At 32.5% G+C, this 24,857-nt stretch carries 18 protein-coding genes; 15 read left to right on the forward strand and 3 right to left on the reverse strand.

Annotation, left to right across the window (positions count from 1 at the left end):
* Nucleotide 1: 1 nt before the first annotated feature.
* The 3 genes from CHB67_RS00555 to CHB67_RS00565 all read right to left on the reverse strand — a co-directional run bounded on the left by CHB67_RS00555 (nucleotide 2) and on the right by CHB67_RS00565 (nucleotide 2,201).
* Entirely contained in the window at nucleotides 2-766 is a 765-nt protein-coding gene (locus CHB67_RS00555; protein WP_089379793.1) for an enoyl-CoA hydratase/isomerase family protein, read from the reverse strand.
* A gap of 56 nt (nucleotides 767-822) precedes the next feature.
* The gene (locus CHB67_RS00560) at nucleotides 823-1,083 is read right to left on the reverse strand and encodes an MFS transporter (protein ID WP_141119663.1); all 261 of its coding nucleotides are present in this window, start codon (nucleotides 1,081-1,083) and stop codon (nucleotides 823-825) included.
* Between the two features lie 290 nt (nucleotides 1,084-1,373).
* Nucleotides 1,374-2,201, reverse strand: coding sequence for an IclR family transcriptional regulator (locus CHB67_RS00565; RefSeq protein ID WP_176461177.1), 828 nt, complete (start codon nucleotides 2,199-2,201; stop codon nucleotides 1,374-1,376).
* Nucleotides 2,202-2,253: 52 nt separating this feature from the next.
* On the opposite strand from CHB67_RS00565, the gene CHB67_RS00570 reads away from it, so the two are divergent.
* The 15 genes from CHB67_RS00570 to CHB67_RS00640 all read left to right on the forward strand — a co-directional run bounded on the left by CHB67_RS00570 (nucleotide 2,254) and on the right by CHB67_RS00640 (nucleotide 24,560).
* The gene (locus tag CHB67_RS00570; protein WP_089379796.1) at nucleotides 2,254-3,324 is read left to right on the forward strand and encodes an L-rhamnose/proton symporter RhaT; all 1,071 of its coding nucleotides are present in this window, start codon (nucleotides 2,254-2,256) and stop codon (nucleotides 3,322-3,324) included.
* A gap of 14 nt (nucleotides 3,325-3,338) precedes the next feature.
* Nucleotides 3,339-4,493: an ABC transporter substrate-binding protein gene (locus CHB67_RS00575; RefSeq protein WP_089379797.1), complete on the forward strand. Its 1,155-nt coding sequence runs from the start codon at nucleotides 3,339-3,341 to the stop codon at nucleotides 4,491-4,493.
* Nucleotides 4,494-4,663: 170 nt separating this feature from the next.
* Nucleotides 4,664-5,806: a CaiB/BaiF CoA transferase family protein gene (locus tag CHB67_RS00580; protein WP_089379798.1), complete on the forward strand. Its 1,143-nt coding sequence runs from the start codon at nucleotides 4,664-4,666 to the stop codon at nucleotides 5,804-5,806.
* Between the two features lie 4 nt (nucleotides 5,807-5,810).
* The gene (locus CHB67_RS00585; protein WP_089379799.1) at nucleotides 5,811-6,956 is read left to right on the forward strand and encodes a CaiB/BaiF CoA transferase family protein; all 1,146 of its coding nucleotides are present in this window, start codon (nucleotides 5,811-5,813) and stop codon (nucleotides 6,954-6,956) included.
* The gene (locus CHB67_RS00590; protein ID WP_089379800.1) at nucleotides 6,956-8,191 is read left to right on the forward strand and encodes an ABC transporter substrate-binding protein; all 1,236 of its coding nucleotides are present in this window, start codon (nucleotides 6,956-6,958) and stop codon (nucleotides 8,189-8,191) included. Before CHB67_RS00585 ends, CHB67_RS00590 begins: the two co-directional genes overlap by 1 nt.
* Complete coding sequence (locus tag CHB67_RS00595; protein ID WP_245813378.1) at nucleotides 8,191-9,264, forward strand: Gfo/Idh/MocA family protein; 1,074 nt, start codon at nucleotides 8,191-8,193, stop codon at nucleotides 9,262-9,264. The genes CHB67_RS00590 and CHB67_RS00595 overlap by 1 nt, the downstream gene beginning before the upstream one ends.
* A 191-nt stretch (nucleotides 9,265-9,455) precedes the next feature.
* Nucleotides 9,456-9,905, forward strand: a complete 450-nt coding sequence (locus CHB67_RS00600) for a MaoC family dehydratase (protein ID WP_089379801.1) — start codon at nucleotides 9,456-9,458, stop codon at nucleotides 9,903-9,905.
* 8 nt (nucleotides 9,906-9,913) lie between these two features.
* Nucleotides 9,914-11,479, forward strand: a complete 1,566-nt coding sequence (locus CHB67_RS00605; RefSeq protein WP_245813380.1) for an alpha-L-fucosidase — start codon at nucleotides 9,914-9,916, stop codon at nucleotides 11,477-11,479.
* A gap of 306 nt (nucleotides 11,480-11,785) precedes the next feature.
* Entirely contained in the window at nucleotides 11,786-14,242 is a 2,457-nt protein-coding gene (galB, locus tag CHB67_RS00610) for a beta-galactosidase GalB (RefSeq protein WP_089380199.1), read from the forward strand.
* Between the two features lie 153 nt (nucleotides 14,243-14,395).
* Nucleotides 14,396-16,618 carry a beta-glucosidase BglX gene (gene bglX / locus CHB67_RS00615; protein WP_089379802.1) on the forward strand — a complete coding sequence of 741 codons (2,223 nt, stop codon included), beginning with the start codon at nucleotides 14,396-14,398 and terminating at the stop codon, nucleotides 16,616-16,618.
* 184 nt (nucleotides 16,619-16,802) lie between these two features.
* A complete protein-coding gene (locus CHB67_RS00620; protein ID WP_089379803.1) occupies nucleotides 16,803-18,185 on the forward strand; it encodes a sulfatase-like hydrolase/transferase in 1,383 nt (460 codons plus the stop codon).
* A gap of 156 nt (nucleotides 18,186-18,341) precedes the next feature.
* Nucleotides 18,342-19,985 carry a sulfatase-like hydrolase/transferase gene (locus tag CHB67_RS00625; protein WP_089379804.1) on the forward strand — a complete coding sequence of 548 codons (1,644 nt, stop codon included), beginning with the start codon at nucleotides 18,342-18,344 and terminating at the stop codon, nucleotides 19,983-19,985.
* Between the two features lie 13 nt (nucleotides 19,986-19,998).
* Nucleotides 19,999-21,303: a sulfatase-like hydrolase/transferase gene (locus CHB67_RS00630; protein ID WP_089379805.1), complete on the forward strand. Its 1,305-nt coding sequence runs from the start codon at nucleotides 19,999-20,001 to the stop codon at nucleotides 21,301-21,303.
* Between the two features lie 13 nt (nucleotides 21,304-21,316).
* The gene (locus CHB67_RS00635; protein WP_089379806.1) at nucleotides 21,317-22,705 is read left to right on the forward strand and encodes a glycoside hydrolase family 28 protein; all 1,389 of its coding nucleotides are present in this window, start codon (nucleotides 21,317-21,319) and stop codon (nucleotides 22,703-22,705) included.
* Nucleotides 22,706-22,715: 10 nt separating this feature from the next.
* Entirely contained in the window at nucleotides 22,716-24,560 is a 1,845-nt protein-coding gene (locus CHB67_RS00640; RefSeq protein ID WP_089379807.1) for a sulfatase family protein, read from the forward strand.
* Nucleotides 24,561-24,857 lie beyond the last annotated feature (297 nt).

The following is a 24,857-nucleotide window of genomic DNA, read 5'->3' on the forward strand; positions in this document are numbered from 1 at the left end:
ATTATTCAAATTTTGGTTCTCTTTTTTCTATAAATGATTGAAATCCTTCTTTAGCATCAAATGTATCGTACAAAGTTTTAACCATATTGGTTTCTAATTGAAGGAAATCTTGTATGTTTTTTCCAACTCCTTCAGCAAAAGTTTGTTTTATGGTTGCCATTGCTGTTTTTGGACCTTTGGAAAGATTCTTTACATATGTCAAAGCTTCTTCCTCGGCAGTTTTTTCATCGTATAATTTGTGTACTAAACCAATTCTAAATGCTTCTTCTGAATTAATTGGATTACCAGAAACAACCATTTCAAATGCATAAGAATACCCTACAGCATTTACCAATCTTGGAATTCCGCCATTACCAGGCATTAGTCCTAGTTTAACTTCAGGTAAGCCTATTAAGAATTTTTTGTTTGAAGCCAAGCGAATATCGCAAGCAACTGCCAATTCTAATCCGCCACCCAATGTGTGACCATTTAAAAAAGCAATAAATATTTTAGTGCTTGTACTTATTATTTTGGCTATTTTATTAGCCTTAGCTACCATTTCGTTGTTTTGTACTACTGTGTTACTTGCAAAAACTTTGATATCGGCACCAGCACAGAAAAATTTAGGAATACCACTTTTTAAAAGCAAAACGGCAATATTCTGATCATTTTCAATAGTATTTAAAATGGTTTCAAATTCATTGAAAAAGTGGATATCGTAACTGTTTGCTGGGGATTTTTCTAAAGTGATAATTCCCAATCTTTCTATTTTTTTATATTGAAACATATCTATTGTTTTTTATTGAATTTTCTAGTTATTGGTGTTTTTGTAAGCTTCTAAACCTAGGTCCATCTCCAATTCCATTTTCCTAAACCAAGTGATGCTGCCCAAACCACATCTGAATTTTTCCATTTAAGAATTAAGTAGTTTGTGAAAAAAGCTAAAGAAATTCCAATTACTATATTCAGCTTGTTAAAAGAAACTAATTGTCCTCTTTTTTCCGAAGGAACAACTTCAGCAATATGCATTGGTACAATAATTAATGCTGAGCTAAGAGCTACAATAAGTGCAATGCGAACTATATAATTACTTTTTTTAGACATACTTTTAAGTTGATATTTAGAAGGGTTTTTAAATTTAACTTGCAATTTTAATGAAGTGTATTTCACATTTGAAACAAAACTATATAATTTATATGTAAAAATATAATTTACATATAAAATATTATATTTATGAAACTAGACTTATACTAGACAAGTTTGTAAAAAGCCTGTTTTTATTGAAAATTTAGATTTTTTCCTGATGAAAATATAAAAAACAAAAAAACTGATTTAAATAATTAAATTTAAATCAGTTTATTGAGAGTGGTTTATAAAAGTAAAATTATTGCAATTTAACTTCCTATATATTTATTTATTTCTTGTTGTGTTTTTTGAAGTGCAATTAAAATATCTTTCATGTTTTGTTCTGTTTCTAAGCTCGAAGTAAATATCGAAATAGCTAAAACTGCAATTAATTCAGATTCATTATCTCCAATAGAAATTGCTATATCAGTTACACCACTCGTTAATTTACTATCAGAGTAGCTGTAACCGTCTTTTTTAACTTTGTCTATAAAATCTAATAAATTTTGTTGTTCCTTTTTACTCCATTTGGGGTAATGTGCATCTCTAGATAAAATTTCCATTCGCTCTTTTTCTGAAAGCATCGATAATAAAACACTCCCCGATGTAGTTTTAGAAAGTGGAAAATGAGTTCCTTCTTCAATAGACAGTGATACGGCGCTTGGACTTCTCATTTGAGAAATAATCAATAATTGATCATTATTCATAATGCTTAAGTGACACGATTGTCGTGTAGTTTCAGATAATGATTGCATTGGATAACGTGCAACACGCTTTAATTCATCAAAAGGTGTATGTCTGTGAGATAGACTATACATTTTTAACGAAAGTCTATATTTTCCAGCATTGGAACCTCTTGTTAAATAGCCTCTTTCTTCTAAGCAAACCAGCATTCTGTATATTTCACTAGGAGTTCTGTTTATACCTTGAGCAATTTCTACTTGAGATAAAGGAATACCTTCTTTTGATAAAAATTCTATAATATCTAAGCCTTTGTCAAGTGCTGGAGTGTTATATTTAGGTTGTGTATTTTCTGTCATATTACTTTTAATAGACTGTAAATTTAATAAATCTATTTTTGTTCTTGTGTATTTCATATATAAAAAGTAGTTTTGCATATGAAATTTTAAAGTAATTAAATAAACAACTATGTCAAACCCATTATTAGGTACCTTAATTCATGCAGTAGGAGGTGTTGCAGCATCCACTTGTTATGTTCCATATCAAAAAGTAAAAAAATGGTCTTGGGACTCTTATTGGATTGTTCAGGCATCTTTTGCTTGGTTTATTTTTCCTTTTCTTATTGGTTTTTTAACGGTCCCAAATTTATTGTCAGTTTTTACTGAGGCATCTTCTCAAGTATTAATAAATGCAACATTATTAGGTGCTGTTTATGGTTTTGGAGGTATGTGCTTTGGATTTGCAATTAGACATATTGGGTATTCTTTAACTTATACCATATCTATTGGTATTTCGGCTATTTTAGGGACAATTGTACCGTTAATTATGCACGGAGAATTGATGCAGAAATTTAATGGGCCTGGAGGTGTTACTATTTTCTTTGGAATGTTTTTAGCGCTGTTAGGTATTATTGTATGCGGAGTTGCGGGTTATAGAAAAGAGAAAGATTTAAAAATTAATAATGCAAATGCAAGTGAACCTTTAACATTTAATATGAAAAAAGGGCTAACGCTAACTATTATCGCTGGGGTTTTGTCAGCTGTTTTTGGAATTTCTTTAGAAGTTGGTGCTCCAGTTGCTGAAATTGCAGGAAACTACGGTGCTGGTAATTTTGAAGGCAATGCAAATTTAATTCTTTCAACAGGAGGTGCATTTATAACAAACTTTATTTGGTTTGGAATTGCAGGTTTTAAGAATGGAACATTAAAGGAATTGGTTGATTTAAAAGGGATTGGTAAAAAGCATTTCTTTTTAAATCTTGGTATGTCAATTTTAAGTGGTGCTTTGTGGTACGGGCAGTTTTTCTTTTACGGAATAGGACATGTTCAAATGGGAGCTTACAAGTTTGCTAGTTGGGTAATTCATATGTCAATGCTAATTTTCTTTAGCTATATAGTTGGAATTATTATGAAAGAATGGACGCAAGTTAGCAAGCGTACTTATGGAACATTATTAATTGCCTTAGCTATATTAATTATTTCATTTGTTGTTATGACATATGGAAGTATGCAAGGTTCAGAAACAGGAATGACACATTAATAAATAAAATAGAAATGAGTACAAAAAAAGTGCAATTAAAAGGGATTACTTGGAATCATAGTCGTGGATTTACTTCAATGGTTGCTACGGCACAACGTTTTTCAGAATTAAACCCTAATGTAGAAATTACTTGGGAAAAAAGATCTTTGCAAGCATTTGCAGATGAGCCAATTAACGAACTAGCTAAACGGTACGATTTGTTAATTATTGATCATCCCTGGGCTGGTTTTGCAGGGAAGAATAATGTTATTTTACCTTTGGATGAATACTTGCCAAAAGAATTTTTAGAAGATTTAGCACAAAATTCTGTTGGTCGTTCACACGAAAGTTATTCTTCAAACGGACATCAATGGGCATTGGCTGTAGATGCGGCAACTCCGGTAGCTTCAAGTCGTCCTGATATTTTAGAAAAAAAAGGATTAGAATTACCTAAAAATTATGATGATTTATTAGCTCTTGCTAAAAAAGGGTTGGTGATTATGCCTGGAATCCCTCAAGATACATTGATGAATTTTTATATGATGTGTTGTAATTTAGGTGAAGAAGTTTGTACTTCAAAAGAGCACGTTGTTAGTGAAGAGGTAGGAATAAAAGCATTAAAAATGTTACGTGAATTAGCGGTAGAAATGGATCCTCAAATTTTTGATTGGAATCCAATTAAAGTCTATGAAGCTATGACGCAAACCGATAAATATGCATACTGTCCTTGGGCTTATGGATATACAAATTATAGTAGAAATGGATATGCACGTAAATTATTACATTTCCACGATATGGTAGAAATTAATGGTGTTGGCGCTATTTCAACTTTAGGAGGAACAGGTTTGGCAGTTTCAGCAAAAGCTACAGAATTAGAAACTATTATGAAATATGTGGAATATGTAGGTTCTGAGGAATGTCAGAAAACAGTATTCTTTGATAATGGAGGGCAGCCAGGTCACAGAAAAGCTTGGACAGATGAGCATACAAATAGCTTAACGGCAAACTTCTTTAAAAATACATTGCCAGGATTGGATAGAGCATTTTTACGTCCACGTTACAACGGCCATATGTATTTTCAAGATAGAGCAGGAACACCAATTAGAAATTATTTGATGAATGGTGGTGATGAAAAAAGTTTGTTAACAGAGTTGAATATAATTTATAAAAAGTCTTTAGAGATTGAATAAAACTGAACAACTAGTTACGTCAGTTCGAGTGGTTTATTCGTAACGAAGTGAAGAAAAAAATGTATAGAGAACTTTTCAACTATGAGATCGACTTCTCGATACAATTTTTCTCGTACCTTAAAAATCACTCGAAGTGACATGTTTTTTAATTATCAAAAAATAATAATAAAATGAGACCATTAGAAGGTGTTTTAGTTTTAGAGTTTGCTCAATTTATGGCGGGACCTTCCGCAGGATTAAAATTAGCAGATTTAGGAGCTAGAGTTATAAAAATTGAAAGACCAGGAAGCGGTGAAGCTGGTAGAGGAATTGCATTAAAAAATTTATTTTTAGATGGTAGCAGTTTGGTTTTTCATACAGCAAATAGAAATAAAGATTCTTACGCAGCCAACTTAAAAGATCCAGAAGATTTAGAACGTGTTAAAAAATTAATAGCACAAGCTGATGTTATGACTCATAATTTCCGTCCGGGAGTTATGGAGAAAATAGGATTAGACTATAAAACCGTTGAAGCAATAAACCCGAAAATGATATATGCTACAGTTACAGGTTATGGAACTGAGGGACCTTGGGCAAAAAAACCAGGTCAAGATTTATTGGTACAATCTATGTCTGGTTTTGCAAATTTATCTGGAGATAAAGATGATGATCCAGTACCAGTTGGCGCTGCACTTTCTGATATTATTACAGGAACGCATTTAGCACACGGTATTTTGGCTAGTTTATTGCGTCGTGAAAAAACAAATAAAGGTGCTTTGGTTGAAGTAAGCTTATTAGAATCTACTTTAGATTTTCAGTTTGAAGTAATTACAACGTATTTGAATGATGGAAATCAAAAACCAGTAAGAGCAAAACAAGGTAATGCACACGCTTATTTGGGTGCGCCTTATGGTGTTTATAAAACGAAAGATAGCTATATTTCTTTAGCAATGGGTTCATTGTTAACTTTAGGAGAAGTTTTAAAATGTGATGCTTTAGCTGTGTATACTGATTCAGATTCTTGGTTTACAGACCGAGATGAAATAATGGACATTTTACGCTCTTTTCTTATTGATAAAACAACAGTTGAGTGGTTGGCTATATTAGAACCAGCAGGAATTTGGTGTTCTGATGTGTACGACTATAAGAAGTTGTTAAATCACGAAGCATATAAAGTGCTTCAAATGGATCAACGTTTACAATTACTTTCTGGTGAAGAAGTACACACAACTCGTTGTCCAATTAGAGTGAATGATGAACGCTTATTTGCAAGTAAACCAGCACCAAGAGTTGGTCAGCATACGGAGGGTATTATTAAAGAATTTAATCTATAGTAGCATGAAACCATTAGAAGATATATTAATTATAGATTTAAGTCAGTTTTTATCAGCACCTTCTGCAACATTACGATTGGCAGATTTAGGAGCGAGAGTAATAAAAGTTGAACGACCAGAAACTGGTGATATTTGTCGCCAATTATACGTTTCAAATGTTATTTTAAACGGAGAATCTTCTGTTTTTAGAGCGATAAATAGAAACAAAGAAAGTTTTCAAGCCGATTTAAAAAACGAAATTGACAAACAACGAGTTTTAAAATTAGTTCAAAAAGCAGATGTGTTAATTCATAATTTTAGACCAGGTGTAATTGAACGTTTAGGGTTTGATTATGATACTATCAAAAAAATAAATCCTAGTATTGTTTACGGAGATATTTCAGGATACGGTTCTGAAGGTCCTTGGAAAGCAAAACCAGGACAAGATTTATTAGTACAATCATTATCAGGTTTAACGTGGTTAAATGGTGTTGATGGTAGCGGGCCAACGCCTGTTGGATTGGCAGTTGTTGATATTTTATCTGGAGCTCATTTGGTACAAGGTATTTTAGCTGCGTTATTAAAAAAGGCTAGAACTGGAGAAGGAAGTAAAGTTTCAGTAAGTATGTTAGAGTCAATTTTAGATTTTCAATTTGAATCTATTACAACTTTTTATCACGATGGTGGAGCTCCAACAGTTCGTCCAAAATCAAATAGTGCACACGCATATTTAGGAGCGCCTTATGGTGTGTACAAAACTCAAAATGGTTATTTAGCCTTGGCAATGGGTGCAATTCCATTTTTAGGTGAATTGTTAGGTTGTAAAGAATTAACAAACTACCCAGAACCTGCAAGTTGGTTTATAGAAAGAGATGCTATTAAAAAAGCATTGGCAGATCATTTAGCTACAGATACTACCGAAAAATGGTTGTCAATTTTAGAACCTGCAGATATTTGGTGTGCAAATATTATGGATTGGGATACTTTATTTACTCAAGATGGGTTTAAGGTGTTGAATATGATTCAGAAGGTAACAATGAGAGATGGCTTTGAATACGAAACTACACGTTGCCCAATTAAAATTGATGGAGAATATTTAACTTCATCATTAGGTTCTCCAATGTTAGGAGAACACACAGATTTAATTTTAAAAGAATTAATTGAAGGTTAATGAAATCAAATAAATTCAGAATAGCTGTACGTAAATTTGATGCTTTTGAATCTTCAATAGAAAAGATTTGGAAATTATTTTGCAAAAAAACAGGGTGTAAATTAGAGTTGGAAGCAGTTCCGCTAGATTTACATCCGTTGTATGATACCATTTTAAAAGAAGATGGATTAAAAAATGGAGTTTGGGATGTTTCGTTGATAAATACAGATTGTATTACAGAGGCTTTTACTTCTAACTCAGTTGAAGATTTAACTTCTTACATTGAAAAAAATCCACCAGAAGATTTTCCAAATGGTTGGTCTCGATCGTTACTATACAAACAAGAATTTGATGATAAAATTGTTGGATTGCCTTTTCACGATGGTCCAGAATGTTTAATTTATAGAAAAGATTTATTTGAATCTATTGAAGAAGGTGTTGCGTATTATAGAGAATACGGTAAACCTTTAGAAATTCCAAAAACTTGGGACGATTTAATGGAGGTTGCTGAATTTTTTAATAGACCTGAAGAAAATTTATACGGTACTACATTTGCGGCATATCCTGATGGGCATAACACAGTTTTTGATTTCTGTTTACAATTATGGACAAGAAATGGAGAATTATTTGATGAGGATAAAAAGATAAAACTAAATTCTGTTGCAGCTATTGAAGGAATGGAATTTTACAGAAAAGCTTTAAAAAACACCAAGGCAATTCATCCAGATTCTTGCGAATTTGATTCTGTGAAATCAGGAATGGCATTTGCAAATGGAAATTTAGCAATGATGGTTAATTGGTTTGGATTTGCTTCAATGTGTGAGTTTTTAGAAGATTCAAAAGTAAAAGGCAATGTTGATATTGCAAATGTCCCAGCGGGTCCAACGGGTGAAGGTACTTCGTTAAATGCCTATTGGATGTATGTGATTGGAGCGGGAAGTAAACAAAAAGATGTAGCCTATGAGTTTATTAAATTTGCAGTAAACCAAGCAAACGATAAGCTATTAACTTTAGAAGGTGCTATTGGTTGTAGAAAATCTACTTGGCACGATACAGATGTTAATAATGAAGTTCCTTATTATTACAAATTAGAAGAGTTGCATAAAAACACACGGTCACTTCCTAGAAAAAGTAATTGGTCTGAAATTGCCGATGTTATAGATCAGCTGGTTTTAGAAGTTATAAATACTTCCAAAGACATTAAAACTATTTTAGATAAAGCTCAATTAGAAATAGATCGTGTAGAAAATATATAATGATGGAATTACAATATAAACCAGAATTACCAAAAGAAAAACGTCCAATTTATATTATTGGCGCAGGAGGAATTGTTCGTGATGCGCATTTACCAGCTTATAAAAATGCAGGTTTTGTGGTGGAAGGAATTACCAACCGAACAAAACAACGCGCAATAGATTTAGCAAAGTCATTTAATATACCAAATGTTTATGATTCTGTAGAAGATATGGTTGAAGCAGCTCCAAAAAATGCTGTTTTCGATTTAACATTAATGCCAAATCAGTTTGTAGCTACTTTGGAATTATTACCAAATGAAGCAGCGGTTTTAATTCAAAAACCAATGGGAGATAATTATGAGCAAACCTTAGAGATTTTAGAAGTATGCCGAAGAAAAAAACTAAAAGCTGCTATTAATTGTCAAATGCGTTTTGCTCCTTATGTAATGGCTGCAAAATATTTAATAAAACAAGGTTTGATTGGTGAATTGTACGATTTTGAAGTGCGTTTAACAACTTATACACCATGGGAATATTTTCCAAACGTGGTAAATCATCCACGTTTAGAAATTCAACAACATAGTATTCATTATATCGATTTAATTCGTTCATTTTTAGGGAATCCAGGGAAGGTGTATTCTAAAACACTAAAAAACCCAGCAAAACCAATGTCGTCAACTCGTACAACTACAATTATGGATTATAGTGATCGTATGAGAGCGATTATTAATACCAACCACGATCATAATTTTGGTGAGAAAAATCAAGAGAGTTTTGTGAAATGGGAAGGCACAAAAGGAGCCATTAAAGCAAGAATTGGATTGTTGTTAGATTATCCAAACGGAAAACCAGATTTGTTTCAATATTGTATTGTAAAAGAAGGTGAAGAACCAAAGTGGGTTGAGGTTGAATTGGAAGGGTCTTGGTTTCCAGATGCGTTTGTAGGTACTATGGCTTCGTTAATGCGTTTTGTTGAAGGTGCAACAACCGAATTACCAACAAGTGTTGAAGATGTAGTACATTCAATGGCAATTGTTGAAGCTGCTTACAAATCTAATAACGATGGAGGAGTGTATCCAAATTATAATCTATAAGAGTTCTTCATCAAAATAAAAGACAAATTTATAGCTATTAGTTTTGATTTTTTTCATAAAACGAATGTCTTTTTATCTATAACAAACGCGTTTAACACTTTAGTTTAAAGTGATATAAGGTTATATTTGACTACATTTTTTACAATATATAAACAAAATAAGAACATCTAATAAAATTACAACATCTAACAATGCATATCATATCAAGATTTTACGAAGACTACGAATTAGGTAGTAAAAGAGAAACATTAGGTAGAACAATTACAGAAACAGATTTTGTAGTTCACGCAGGGCATACGGGCGATTATTTTCCGCATCATATGGACGCTGAATGGTGTGCAACACAACCTTTTAAACAGCGCATTGCACACGGAACATTAACATTTTCTGTTGGTATTGGAATGACAGCCACCGAAATAAACCCGGAAGCATTTTCAAAAGGGTACGATAGATTGCGTTTTGTAAAACCAGTTTATATTAATGATACGATTCGTGTAGTGGTAACAATTAGTGAAAAAAAGGAATCAAAACGCCCTGAATTAGGACATGTAAATGAGCACGTTGAAATTTTTAATCAAAGAAATGAATTGGTGCTAGTTTGCGATCATATATTATTAGCAAAGAAAAAAACAATTAAATAATTATATCAATGATGAAATCATATTTATTAGGAATTCTTACTGTTTTATTATTAGTTTCATGTAATTCAAAAGATAAAAAAACAGAAAAAGAAGTAACTCAGGAAATTACATATAAAGCCGACTGGGAATCGTTAAAACAACACAAAACACCAGATTGGTTTTTAGATGCAAAATTCGGTATTTATTGCCATTGGGGGCCATATTCGGTACCGGCATATGAGACAGAATGGTATGCGCACTGGATGTATGTAAATAAAGACAATCCTGAAGCAAAAAATGGAAAAGCACATAAAATCTACGATTACCACGTAAAAACCTACGGGGAATTAGACAAATTTGGATATAAAGACTTTATTCCAATGTTTAAAGCTGAAAAATTTGATGCTGCTGAATGGGCCGATTTATTTGAAAAAGCTGGAGCTAAATTTGCTGGGCCAGTATCAGAACATGCTGATGGTTTTGCGATGTGGGATAGTGAATTAACCAAGTGGGATTCAAAAGATATGGGACCTAAACGTGATATTATGGGTGAACTTTCTAAAGAAATTCGCAAGCGTAATATGAAATTTATAGCCACTTATCACCGTCAATGGTTGTTTGGTTGGTATCCAACTTGGGATGAAACTACTGATGCTTCAGATCCTAAATACGCGGGATTATATGGTCCTGAGTTGAAAAAAGGAGACAATAAAATGCCAAAAAGTAAGCATCAACTTGACAATGGTGATACGAGTTATTACCCAGTTGGTGATAAAGAGTTTAATGATGAATGGTTAAACAGATTGAAAGAAATTATCAATAAATATAATCCTGATTTAGTTTGGTTTGATAATAAAATGGATGTTGTTAGTGAAGAACATAGAAAGGAATTCTTAGAGTATTACTACAATCATGCTGAGAAAAATAATCAGGAAGTAGTAGCTACCTATAAGTTTTATGATTTTGCTGAAGGATCTGCAGTGTACGATTTAGAACGTGCCAGAATGAGTGAAAAGAAAGATTTCCCGTGGTTAACAGATGATTCTATAGACTGGAAAGCTTGGTGTCATATTGATGATCCTAATTATAAGTCAACTAACCGTTTAGTAGATTTCCTAGTAGATGTTGTAAGTAAAAATGGTGCGGTATTATTAAATATTACGCCAAGAGCAGATGGTACAATTCCAGAGCCCGTTAAAGAGCGTTTATTAGAAATGGGGCAATGGTTAAAAGTTAATGGTGAAGCAATTTACGGAACCAGAACTTTTGAAATTTATGGTGAAGGTGATGCTGAGGTTGTTGAAGGGCATTTAAGCGAACAAAAAAATGCTGATAATACAGCAAAGGATATTAGATTTACTACCAAAGGAGAAATCTTATATGCTATTGTGTTAGATTGGCCTGAAGGAGAAGAGTTAGTAGTTCATTCATTAAAAGAAGGAAATGAATTATTCACCAATGAAATTGAATCAATTCAATTATTAGGAAGTGAAGGAAATTTAGATTTTAAAACGGATGAAGAAGGTTTAAAAATTAAGCTTCCTACAAAAGTAGGGGAGCACGCTTTTGCTTTTAAAATTACACCTAAGAAATAAATTATTTTTAATAACAAAAAAGCCTCAAATATTTAAATGTTTGAGGCTTTTTTATTTAAAAACTCCAGATATTTCAATTATTAGTAGTTAAAACAAAAGTGATGATTTTTGATTGAAATTACTTATTCAGTTTGATAAAAAGACAAAATTATTTAAAAAAAGAACATTTGTTATACTAATTAATATTCTAGGAAACATTGAGAGGCACCGAAAAGTATAATTTTATGAAAAATTATAAGTGCAAAAATGGATTTAGAAAATTAACATAAAAAAATAGAATCCAACTAAATTAAAATGAATAGAAAAATGAAAAAAACACTTTTTTTAAGGTATTTAATGCTGTTGTTTGTTATGTGTAAGCTAAATGCACAAGATGTTAATTTTAACAAAGATTGGTTGTTTAAAAAAGATACAATTATTGGAGCAGAAACAGTTGCTTTTGATGATTCAAATTGGAGAAATGTAGACTTACCTCACGATTGGGCTATTGAAGGTCCGTTTAGTAATTCAAACAATGCAAGAACAGGTGGATTACCGGTGCATGGGGAAGCTTGGTATCGTAAACATTTTTCGGTAGCTAAAAATTTAAAAAACAAACAAATTGCAATTGAGTTTGATGGTGCAATGAGCAATGCTAAAGTTTATTTAAACGGCGAGTATGTAGGTGAAAGACATTACGGATATATTGGTTTTGAATTGAATTTAACCCCATTTATTAAATTTGGAGAAGAAAATGTAATAGCAGTTAAATTGGCTCCTGAAGATTTATCTATGCGTTGGTATCCTGGAGCAGGTATTTACAGAAATGTGAGATTTAAAATTAACAATGCACTTCACATTCCGCAATGGGGAACTTATATTACAACACCTGTTGTAAGCAGAGAAAGTGCTCAAGTTAATGTGCAAACAACTATTAAAAATACTTCTGAAATAGTTTCAAATGCAGTTTTAGAGACCCAAATTAAAAATCAAAAAGGTGAAGTTGTAGCTTCAATTTCTAGCCCTATTTCAATAGTTAAAAAGTCTTCAGATAAAATTTTACAAGAAATTGAAGTTAAAAATCCTGAAATATGGGACATTTCAAAACCCGTATTATATACTGCAATTAGTCAGGTAAAGGTTGATGGAAAATTAGTAGATGAATTTGTTTCACATTTTGGAATTAGAACTATTGAGTTTGATACCAATAACGGATTTTTATTAAACGGCAAAAGAGTTCAGTTAAACGGTGTTTGTATGCACCACGATTTAGGCCCTTTAGGAGCAAGTGTAAATTACAGAGCCACAGAGCGTCAAATGCAAATTATGCAAAGTATGGGAGTCAATGCTTTAAGAACCAGTCACAATCCGCCTTCACCAGAAATGCTTGAAGTTTGTGATAAATTAGGAATTGTGGTGATTGTTGAAGCTTTTGATGAATGGCAATTAGCGAAAGTTCCAAATGGGTATCACAAACATTTTGATAAATGGCATGAAAAAGATTTACGTGATATGATTAAGCGCGACCGCAATCATCCATCGGTAATTATGTGGAGTATAGGAAATGAAATTTTAGAGCAAAGCAAAAAAGACGGTTGGAAAATTACCAAAGAGCTGAACGATATTTGCCATAGTGAAGATCCAACACGACCAACAACAGCTGGTTTTAATTATTATCCAGCACCCTTTACCAATAAATTAGCTGAGCAAATTGATGTAGTTGGAATGAATTATTGGCCAGCGCACTACAAAGAAATTAAAGAAAATTACCCTGAAATTATATTGTATGGTTCAGAAACTTCTTCACAAACAAGTAGTAGAGGTGTGTACCATTTTCCAATTGAATTTAATGAAAAACACGAAACCAATCACGTATCAAGTTATGATGCTATTGTTGGGCCACCGTGGGCTTATGCACCCGATGTTGAGTTTGATGCACAAGAGCAAAATCCGTTTTCTTTAGGAGAGTTTATTTGGACCGGTTTTGATTATTTAGGAGAACCTACTCCGTATGGTGGTAGAGACAATTCAACCAATGGATATTGGAATGCAGATTGGCCTTCACGTTCTTCCTATTTTGCACCTGTTGATTTATGTGGTTTTCCAAAAGATAGATTTTATTTATATCAAAGTCAGTGGACTACAGAGCCAATGGTACACGTATTACCACATTGGAACTGGGAAGGTAAAGAAGGTGATGTAATTCCTGTTTATTCATATACAAATTGTGATGAAGTTGAATTGTTTGTCAATGGAAAATCCTTCGGAAGAAAAATAAAAGGAGTCGATTTTACTGAAATTCCTTCAGAATATCACGGATTTGAAAAAGGTATGTACAAATCTAAATATCGTTTATCGTGGAATGTGCCTTACCAAGCTGGAAGCTTAAAAGTAATGGGTTATCGTGATGGTAATGAAGTAGCGACAAAAGAAATTAAAACAGCCGGAGTACCTTCAAAAATTAAATTAATTGCAGACAGAGTTGAAATTAATGCTGATGGAATTGACTTATCTTTTATCTCTGTTCAAATTGAAGATAAAGATGGAAATATTTGCCCGATGGCTGAAAATAATATCACTTTTAAAGTTGAAGGAACAGGAGTTTTAGAAGCGATTGGAAATGGAGACCAAACATCGTTGGTTTCTTTTAAAGGAGATACTATGAAAGCTTTTAGCGGATTATGTTTAGCAATAATAAAATCTACTGATAAACCAGGTGAAATTAAATTAACAGCAACTTCAAAAGGACTTGCTTCTGATGAAATTAGAATTCAAACAAAATAAATGAAAAATATTATGATTCATACTGTTTTGAGTTACGGTTTTAAAAGCTCAAACAAAACCAAACATCATTTTCATTTTTACAGAGAATCAACAATATAAAATTATGGATTGTGAAGGAAAACAAATAATAAAAATAATTAAATAAGTAATATAATGAAATGTAAAATTATGATTGTAGTGTCGGCTGTTATTTTAGCTGCTTGCACTGGAATACCTAAAAAAAGTATTGTTGAAACCGATGAACAAATAGAGACAATACTGAGTAAATTAACCCTTCAAGAAAAAGCAGGGCAGCTTAATTTAATTCCCATAGACGGTGAACCTACGGAAGCACATCTTAAAATGATACGAGAAGGCAAAGTAGGAAGTATATTAAAAGTAAATGGTGTAGAAAATATCACCAAACTTCAAAAAATTGCAGTTAATGAATCCAAATCAGGAATACCAATTCTTTTTCAAGAAGATGTGATACATGGTTATAAAACTATAGCACCCATTCCAATAGCAGAGGCGGCAAGTTGGGATTTAGAGGCTATACGCAAATCGGCAGCTGTTGCAGCACGAGAAGCAGCGGTATCGGGTATTAGCCTTACATATGCACCAATGGTTGATATAAGTCGAGACCCTCGTTGGGGACGACTATTGGAAGCTGCTGGTGAAGACCCATACTTGGGGAGTCTTGTTGCAGCAGCCAGAGTAAAAGGCCTACAAGAATCCAATGAAAACGGTAAAAACATTTTAAGTTGTGTAAAGCATTTTGCAGGCTACGGTGCATCCTTAGCAGGTAGAGATTACAATATTCAGGATTTTTCAGAACGTGAATTACGCGAAACATACTTGCCTCCATTTCAAGCAGCCATAGACGCTGGTGTTGCTAGTTTAATGTGTGCTTATTCAGCTTACGATGGTGAGCCATTAACTGCTAATCAGTTTTTAATGCAAGATGTGCTGAGAGATGAAATGGGCTTTAAAGGTTTAGCAATGACAGATTGGGAAACCATTAAAAATCTTGTTAAAACAGGAGTAGCAGAAAATGATACGATTGCCACAATAAATGCAATGAACGCTGGTATTGATATGGATATGAATTCAGAAAAATTTGTAAGTCTGTTACCTATTTTGGTTGAAACTGGTAAAATATCAATAGAACAAGTTGATAATGCAGTAAGACGCGTACTTATCCTTAAAAAGAAGGCAGGATTACTCAATGATCCATTTGCGAATTTAAATATTGAGGAAGAAAAGAAAGAACTGCTTTCGGAAAGAAACATTGCTGAAACAAAGGATATAGCTTTAAAAAGTATGGTTCTTTTAAAAAATAACAAGCATGTTCTTCCAATTTCATCCAATGTTAAAAACATTGCGGTAATAGGCCCTATGGCAAAAGCAACCAAAGATTTATTGGGTTGGTGGCATTGTAAGGGTAATGAAAATGATGTTGTTACCTATTTTGATGGCATTTCAAAAAAGTTTGAAAATGCTAAAATTACATATGCAAAGGGATGCGATATAGACAGTTTTAAAATTGCAGGTAAAGACTTAATTCCTAAAGCTGTTAAAACTGCTCAAGTAGCTGATGTTGTTATTCTTGTTCTTGGCGAAGAATATTGGATGAGTGGAGAAGGTGGAGGAACAGCATCATTACATTTGCCAGGTGCGCAGGAAGAATTATTTGAAGCTATAGCAAAAACCGGGAAGCCAATAATTACAGTAATAAATGCTGGTAGACCTTATATTTTGACTAATATAGATGCGAAATCCGACGCCGTTCTTTATGCTTGGATGCCTGGAACAACTGGAGGAACTGCTTTAGCAGAAATTCTTTCTGGTGAATTCAATCCGCAAGGAAAAACACCTATGACATTTCCTTACCACGAAGGTCAAATACCAATATTTTATAATTATCGCAGAACAAGTCACAGGTTTGTTCCGGGCTTAACAGATAATCGTTATTCTACTACATATCGTGATGTTCAAAATGAGCCATTATACCCATTTGGATACGGATTAAGTTATACCAGTTATGATTATTCTGACATTGAATTAAATTCAAAGGAAATGACCGAGAATGGTTCAATTACTGCTACTGTTAAAATTTCAAATACAGGAAAAGTAAAGGGAACTGAAGTTGTACAACTGTATATTGGAGATAAGGTTTGTTCTGTTACGCGTCCTGAAAAAGAGTTAAAAGACTTTGCACTAGTTGAAATTGAACCAGGAGAAACTAAAGCGGTTTCATTTGAAATAACCCCTGATAAGCTTATGTTTATAGGTAAAGGTAAAGCGTATAAAAAAACCATTGAAAAGGGTGAGTTTAACCTTTTTATAGGTAAAAACGCTAACGAATTGAAACAAACAACCTTTATTTTAAAATAAATATTAGGTGCAAATTAGAAAGTACTAAAAACAATAACGCATATAAAACATTAGGGATTTAGCGAGTTAATAGGTTTATATCTAATCAATTACGCTAAATCCCTAATTTAATTGTGAGAGTTGCAGAGTATAATACCGAGAGAAATAGTTAGTAATTAATTGATAGTGAAATAAAAAAACACGAATGAAAAATTTTATCACATGTTTAATAGGCATATTAACATTAAGCAATATTATTATTGCGCAAGAAAAGCCAAATATCATTGTCATATTATCTGATGATGCAGGTTACGCCGATTTTGGATTTCAAGGCAGTGAAATTATGAAAACACCTCACTTGGATAAATTAGCTAGTGAAGGAATGAAATTTAAACAAGCTTACGTAACGGCAGCGGTTTGTGGTCCTTCCAGAGCAGGTTTGTTAACAGGTCGATACCAACAACGATTTGGTTTCGAAGAAAATAATGTTTCAGGATACATGAGCGAATCTTGTTTGGCTGATGATGAAATGGGCTTACCGCTAGACCAAAAAACCATTGGAGATTATATGAAATCGCTAGGTTACAGCACTGGATATTTTGGAAAATGGCATCAAGGTAGTACAGATAGGTTTCATCCTTTGAATCGTGGCTTTGATAAATTTGTTGGGTTTCGTGGAGGCGCCAGAAGTTATTGGGAATATAACAATGAAAACCCAATCTACAACCTAGAGAACAGGCTAGAGTATGGAATGGGTAACTTTAAAGAACCGAAACAGTATCTTACAAAAGTTTTAACACACGAAGCCATATCATTTGTACAGGAAAACAAAGACAATAACTTTTTTTTAATGTTGGCTTTCAATGCTGTGCACGCCCCAATGGAAGCTGAAAAAGCAGATTTAGACGCGTTTCCGAACCTTGAAGGTAAAAGAAAGTATTTGGCAGCAATGACTTTATCTATGGATAGAGAATGTGGCTTGTTGTTTAAAAAATTGGAAGAGCTTGGATTAGATGAGAATACATTAATTATTTTTACAAATGATAATGGTGGGCCTACAGATTCCAATGCATCTGTTAATTTGCCTTTAAGTGGCACAAAAGCCAATCATCTTGAAGGTGGAATTCGCGTGCCTTTTATTATAAAATGGCCCAATGTAATACCTAAGAATTCAGAATACGATTTTCCGATTAGTACGCTTGATATTTTACCTACATCATTTATGGTATCAGGTGGCGTTTCTGATTCTTTAAAAAATATCGATGGAGTTAATTTAATTCCCTATTTAACAGGAAAAAATAACAATAGACCGCACGAATATCTTTATTGGAAAAAGGAAAACAGAGGTGTTATTAGAGAAGGAGATTGGAAATTGATACGTTTCCCTGATCGACCTGCAGAATTATTTGATTTATCAACTGATATTTCAGAAAAAAACAATCTGGCATTTAAGAATCCCGAGAAAGTAGCTGATTTGTATAAAAAGCTTTTTAAATGGGAATTAACACTTGTTAGACCTTTATGGCAACTACAAAGAAAATACGAAGGAAATGCCATGGAAAGAATGGATAAATATTGGAATAAATAGTGATGCGCTATTTACAACAATAGGTATACAATCCTTTATTAAAGAAAAAGCAGTAAGATGTAAAAAGTGAAGTTTTGGTGCAAAGAATTGATATTGCACCTAACATGTTAAGTTTAGCTCGTGTAATTGCTTCTGAATAAATTAGAATTCAAACAAATGAAAAAAATATTTTTAGTTATCCTATTTGGTGTTACGGTTATAAAAGCACAACAAAAACCAAACATCATCTTTATTTTAACAGATGATCAGCAATATGGAATTATGGGTTGTGAAGGTAATGAAATAGTAAAAACTCCTAATATTGATAAATTAGCTTCAGAAGGAATTCAATTTACAAATGCCCATATTTCAAGTGCAATTTGTACACCAAGTAGAATTTCAATTTTGTTGGGGCAATATGAGCGCAAGCACGGTGTTAATTTTAATTCAGGAACAAGTGTTTCAGATAAAGCTTGGGAAGAATCTTATCCCGTTGTTTTGAGAAGTAACGGTTATTATACAGGTTGGATAGGTAAAAACCATGCACCTATTGGTAACGGAGGTTATACAAGTGGTTTAATGGAAAAAAGTTTTGATTATTGGTATGCAGGGCACGGACATTTGAGTTTTTATCCAAAAGAGCGCCATAAAATTTTTAACGATGCTATTGCTTTCACACAACCTGAAATTATTAATGAAGCTGTAAATGATTTTATAGATCCTAATGAACGAAATTTAAATGGAGCTATCAAATTTTTAGATGAAAGACCTGCTGATAAACCGTTTATGCTTTCGGTGAATTTTAATTTGCCTCACGGCGCTAGTACAAGTACTATGAAAATGAATCCTGAAGACGATGCTATTTATAAAACCTTGTATCGTGATTTAGAAATCCCTTTACCCGACAATTATATTGCTAAAAAAGACATAAAAGAACCAAAATTACCTGCTGATTTATTAAGAGCTGAAGACAGACAAGCGGGATATAGTTATGTTGATACTCCTGAAGGAACCATAGAAAGATATACGCGTCAATTACAAGCTATGATAGGTATTGATCGTTTGGTTGGAAATTTAAGGCAAAAGCTAAAAGAATTGAAACTAGATAAAAATACCATTATTATTTTTACTTCAGATCACGGGTTATTTATGGGAGAACAAGGTTTAGGTGGAAAATCGTTGTGTTATGAAAAAACAACACATGTGCCATTTATAGTGTATAACCCTTTATTAAAGAAAAAACAACGAGGCCTAAAAAGTGATGCGCTTGTTCAAAGTATTGATATTGCTCCTACTATGTTAAGTTTGGCAGGTGTAGCTGTTCCTGAAGGAATTCAAGGGAAAGATATTTCTACTTTAATAGCAGGGACAGGTAATGAAGTTAGAACGTATGTGTATACAGAAAATTTATGGTCAACTCAATTTGGAAATCCACGTTGTGAAGCCATTCAAAATAAAGAATGGAAATACATCCGTTATTATAAAAACAATACGTTTTCTGCTTCCAAAATAATTGCGACAGCTAAATTATTAGGAATCCCACAGAACAAAATATTATATGCTGTGCACGATCCGGATATTGCTTTGTATAGAGATTTTGTTGAATCACCATTGCAAGGAGAACAACCAGTTTATGAAGAATTATATGATTTGAAAAATGACCCGAAGGAACTTCATAATTTAATTGGTGTGTCTGAAAATACTTCAATTTTGAATGAATTAAAAACAGCATGGAAATTGCATATTGAATATGCCAGAGGTACTGAAAATCCAAAAGTATATAGATATACAAATGATAGTCACCCAAATGGAGGACATTAAAAGGTAATTTAAAATGAAAAAATATTTCTTTCTTTTACTGTTTCAAATAGGAACTGTTTTAAGTGTTACATCTCAAGTAAATGTAGTTTTTATAGAATCAGACGATCAAAGTAATCAAGCAATTGGTGCTTATGGAAATGCCGCTATGTTAACCCCAAATATGGATAAATTAGCTACAGAAGGAACTTCTTTTATGGCTGCTTATAATATGGGGTGTTGGTCTCCAGCAGTTTGTATTCCAAGTAGAACCATGTTGTTTTACGGTCAAACTTTATGGAAATCTCAAAAAATAAATAAAGAAAATGCACCAAAAGCGTTTCCTGAAATTTTAAGAGAGAACGGATATGCTACTTATATGACAGGGAAATGGCACGCTTGGGGTAAAAGCCCAAAAGCCATTTTTGATGAAACAGGAAGTATTCAACCAGGTCAGTTAAAAACGTACAATTCAGCAGGTGGTCATATTACCGATATTACTGGTAATGAAGCCGTAGAGTACATCAAAAATTACAATCAGGATAAACCATTTTTTGTATATTTAGCTTTTAATGCACCACACGTGCCAAGGCAAACTACTCAAAATTATTATGATTTATATCCAGCCGATGAGGTTGTTTTACCACCAAGTGTTGTTGATAATTCACCTTTAAATAAAAATGTGAAATATCAATATGCTCCAGATCCATTAAAATCAAAAACAATGCGTTCACGTGTGCAACAAAATAACGCCATGGTTTCGCATATGGATGATAGAGTTGGAGATATTATAAATGCCTTAAAAGAAAAAGGTGTTTACGATAATACAATTATTGTTTTTATGAGCGATCACGGAATAAGTTTTGGTGAAAATGGGGTAGCAGGTAAAGTTTGTTTGTATGAACCAAGTGTTACAGCTCCACTTATAATCAAAGCGCCAAAAGTAAAATCCAATCATAAAATTGCAGAACGCGTTTATTTACAAGATGTAAATCCAACCTTATTAGAATTGTTAAATATTGAAGTGCCATTAAATATAGATTTTCAAAGTTTAGTGCCTATAATGAACGAAACTGAAAAGGCTAGAAACTCTATTTATTTAGCCATGTTTGACGATCAAAGAGGAATTATATCTAATAATCAAAAGTTAATTGTATATCCTAAAACGGGAGATGTTGAATATTATAATTTAGAGAAAGATCCTTGGGAAACTAAAAATTTAATAAAAGATAAAAAGTCTATTTCTACAGTAAAATATCTTTTGAATGAATTAAAAGATTGGCAAAATAAAACCAGTGACAAAACAAGTCTTTCCAGTATTTACTCTAATTATTTAAACTAAAACATCACTTCAAATGAAAAAAATATTTTTAATAATAATACTTTGTTTTTCACTACAAATTATAGCAAAAGAATATAATGTGCTAGATTATGGAGCAAAAGCCGATGGAGTTACGTTAGACACCAAGGCGGTTCAAACAGCTATTGATTTATGTTCAAAAGAAGGTGGTGGAACTGTTTTAATTCCTTCAGGAAAAACAGTACTGATTGGCACTATTTATATGAAGGATTTTGTAACACTTCACGTTGAAAATGGAGCGGTGCTTTTAGGAAGTCCTAATTATGAAGATTATGCAACCGACACGCATAAAAACACCTACAAAAATGAACCGCATATGGATAGGTGTTTGATTTTTGCGCGTGATGCCAAATCATTTGCTATTGAAGGCTACGGAACTATTGATGGTAATGGTTACATGAAAAACTTTTCAAAGAAAAAAGGAGGTAGGCCAATGCTATTGCGTTTTATGAATTGCAGTAAAATTCATATGCGTGATATTACGTTGATAAATCCTGCAGCTTGGACTTCAGCTTGGTTGTATTGTGATGAAATTGTTGTTGACGGAATTAAAATACACAGTAGAGTAAATAATAATGGAGATGGATTGGATTTTGATGGTTGTACCAATGTTCGTGTTTCAAATAGTTCGTTTGATACGAGTGATGACTCTATTTGTTTACAAACTTCAAGAGCCGATAAGCCGTGTAAAGATATTGTAATTACCAATTGTGTGTTTACAAGTAAATGGGCTGCAATGCGTATTGGATTGGCTTCTCGAGGCAATTTTGAATCGGTTACCGTTAGCAATTGTACCTTTCATGACATTCAAGATGCTGGATTAAAAATTCAAATGAATGAAGGTGGGGAAATGAAAAATATGTCGTTTTCAAACTTAGTAATGAAAAATGTGCCAAGACCCATTTTTATGACTTTCTGCCAGCAAAGAGCAGGAGTTGATGCGCCTATGGATATGTTACCAATGAAGGCTATGCACAGTTTTGTCTTTGATGGAATTATTGCTGACAACAGTGAGTTAGATAAGAATTCAGCATTTTTTATAACAGGAATGCCTAATAATTATATTACAGATATTCAGTTAACAAATGTACAGTTTACAGTTTCAGGAGGAGGAACAAAAGAAGACGCTTCAAATAAAATAAAAGAATATACTTTAGAAACTTTGGGAGATTGGTGGCCAGAATTTGGTAAAGTAGGAACATTACCGGCTTCAGGAATTTACGCACGTCACATAAAAGGTTTATTCATTAATAATGTGCAAATTAATACAGTGAATGCAGATGTACGTTTACCAATTATTTTTGATGATGTTTTAGATAGTAACGTGTCTAACATTTTTATAAATAGAAAACCATTGTCAAAAAATCAAATAAGAAGAAATTAATTAAAAACGTATGAAAATAAAAAGTCAAATTATTTTAACTGTTTGTTTATTGGTTACTATAATAGTTAAAGCCCAAAAACCAAATATTGTTTGGATTGTTTCCGAAGATAATTCAAAACATTATATGGAACTATTTGATAAAAATGGTGTAAAAACACCAAACATTGAAAAGTTAGCTAAAGAAGGTATTGTGTTTACCCGAGCATTTTCAAATGCTGCTGTGTGTAGTGCTGCACGATCTACATTAATAACTTCTACTTACGGACCTAAATTAGCTACACATTACCATAGAGCTGAAGCTAAAATTAACTTAGCTCCAGGACAAGAAATGTTTCCTTCATATTTACGAAAAGCAGGTTATTATACTACCAATAATGCTAAAGAAGACTACAATATTTTTAAGGCAGAAAACGTTTGGGATGATTCATCTTACAATGCCACTTGGAGAAATAGAAAAAAAGGACAACCATTTTTTCATGTATTTAATATAGGAACTACCCACGAAGGACAATTGCATTTTTCTGAAGAAGATAAGAAAAACAACAAAACAAAAACAGACCCAGCAACCGTTTTTGTACAACCTAACCACCCTCAAACAGCTTTATTTAGGTATACAAATGCCTTTTATCGAGATAAAATTGTTGAAATGGACAGTGAAGTAGGTGAGGTAATTAATCAGTTAAAAGATGATGGTTTATTAGAAAGTACAATCATTTTTTATTACGGTGATCACGGAGGTGTTTTACCTTATAGTAAAGGTTATTTAACTGAAACGGGTTTACACGTACCTTTGGTTGTTTACGTTCCTGAAAAATATAAAGATTTAACCATTTTTGAACCTGGAACTAAAACTGATGCCTTTGTCAGTTTTGTTGATTTTGGTGCAACTGTTTTAAACATTGCTGGAGTTGAAATTCCAAAGAATATGGATGGAAAACCATTTATTGGTAAAAATGTAACTAAAAAAGTCATTAATAAAAGAGATTATACCATAGGATATGCCGACAGATTTGATGAAAAATATGACATGGTAAGAAGCATAAGAAAAGGAAAGTTTAAATATATTAGAAATTTTCAGCCTTTTAATCCAGATGCATTGATGAATGATTACAGATATAAGCAGTTGGCTTATAAAGAATGGGAGCAATTGTATAGAGATGGAAAGTTGAATAAAGTTCAGTCTAAATTTTTTGAACCAAAAATACCTGAAGAATTATACGATGTTGAAGCTGATCCATTTGAAACAAATAATTTAGCAGCTAATCCTAATTTTAAGTCAACATTAAAAGAATTGAGAACAACTTTAAATGCTGAAATTTTAAAGATGAATGATCTTTCTTTTTATCCAGAATTTTATTTGCTTCAAAATGCATTTGAGAATCCAAAGTCTTTTGGAGAAACTCATAAAAAGAGTTTAAAAAAGTATTTAAGCATAGCTAATTTAGAGATGGTAAGTTACAAGAAAGCAACTTCAAAACTTCAAAAATATTTAACTTCAACGGATGCTTGGGAACGTTATTGGGCGTTAAATGTTTGCAGTTCTTTTGGAGAAGAAGCAAAAGAATTTACAGCAAAAATAATTGAAATTTCTAATTCAGATACTGAGTTAATTAACAAGGTGAAAGCTGCAGAATTTTTAGGGATTACAAAGGTTGAAAATCCTTCAAAAGTAATGATAAAAGCATTGTATGAATCAAAAGATAAAGTAGAGGCTTTATTAATTTTAAACTCAGTGGTATTAATGCACGATTATTACAGTAATTATTCATTTAATATTCAAGAAGAAAAGTTAAATGATGTTGTAAAAAACAGTAATCAAATAAAAAGAAGGTTAGCTTATTTAGTAGTTAACTAAAAAGAACGATAAAATTTATTTTGAAGAGTCATTAGTCTTTGGTTAATGACTTTTTTTTTGAAGAAGGTCCTAATATAAGTTTTCCACCTTATATCATTTTTCCTTATAAGAATTTAATAAAAGAGATTTTTATAATTGAGAACACTTAAATTTTACATGTACTATTTGTAACATTTATCACATTAAAAACATATAAGTCATAAAAAAACACATATGTTTTGTTTCAACTATTGTTAAGTTTTAATATTTGTATGATGTCTTACTAGTAAGTAATTCACATTTAACTAAACTTAATAC

The organism is Lutibacter agarilyticus (assembly GCF_900188235.1).
GTDB lineage: Bacteria > Bacteroidota > Bacteroidia > Flavobacteriales > Flavobacteriaceae > Lutibacter > Lutibacter agarilyticus.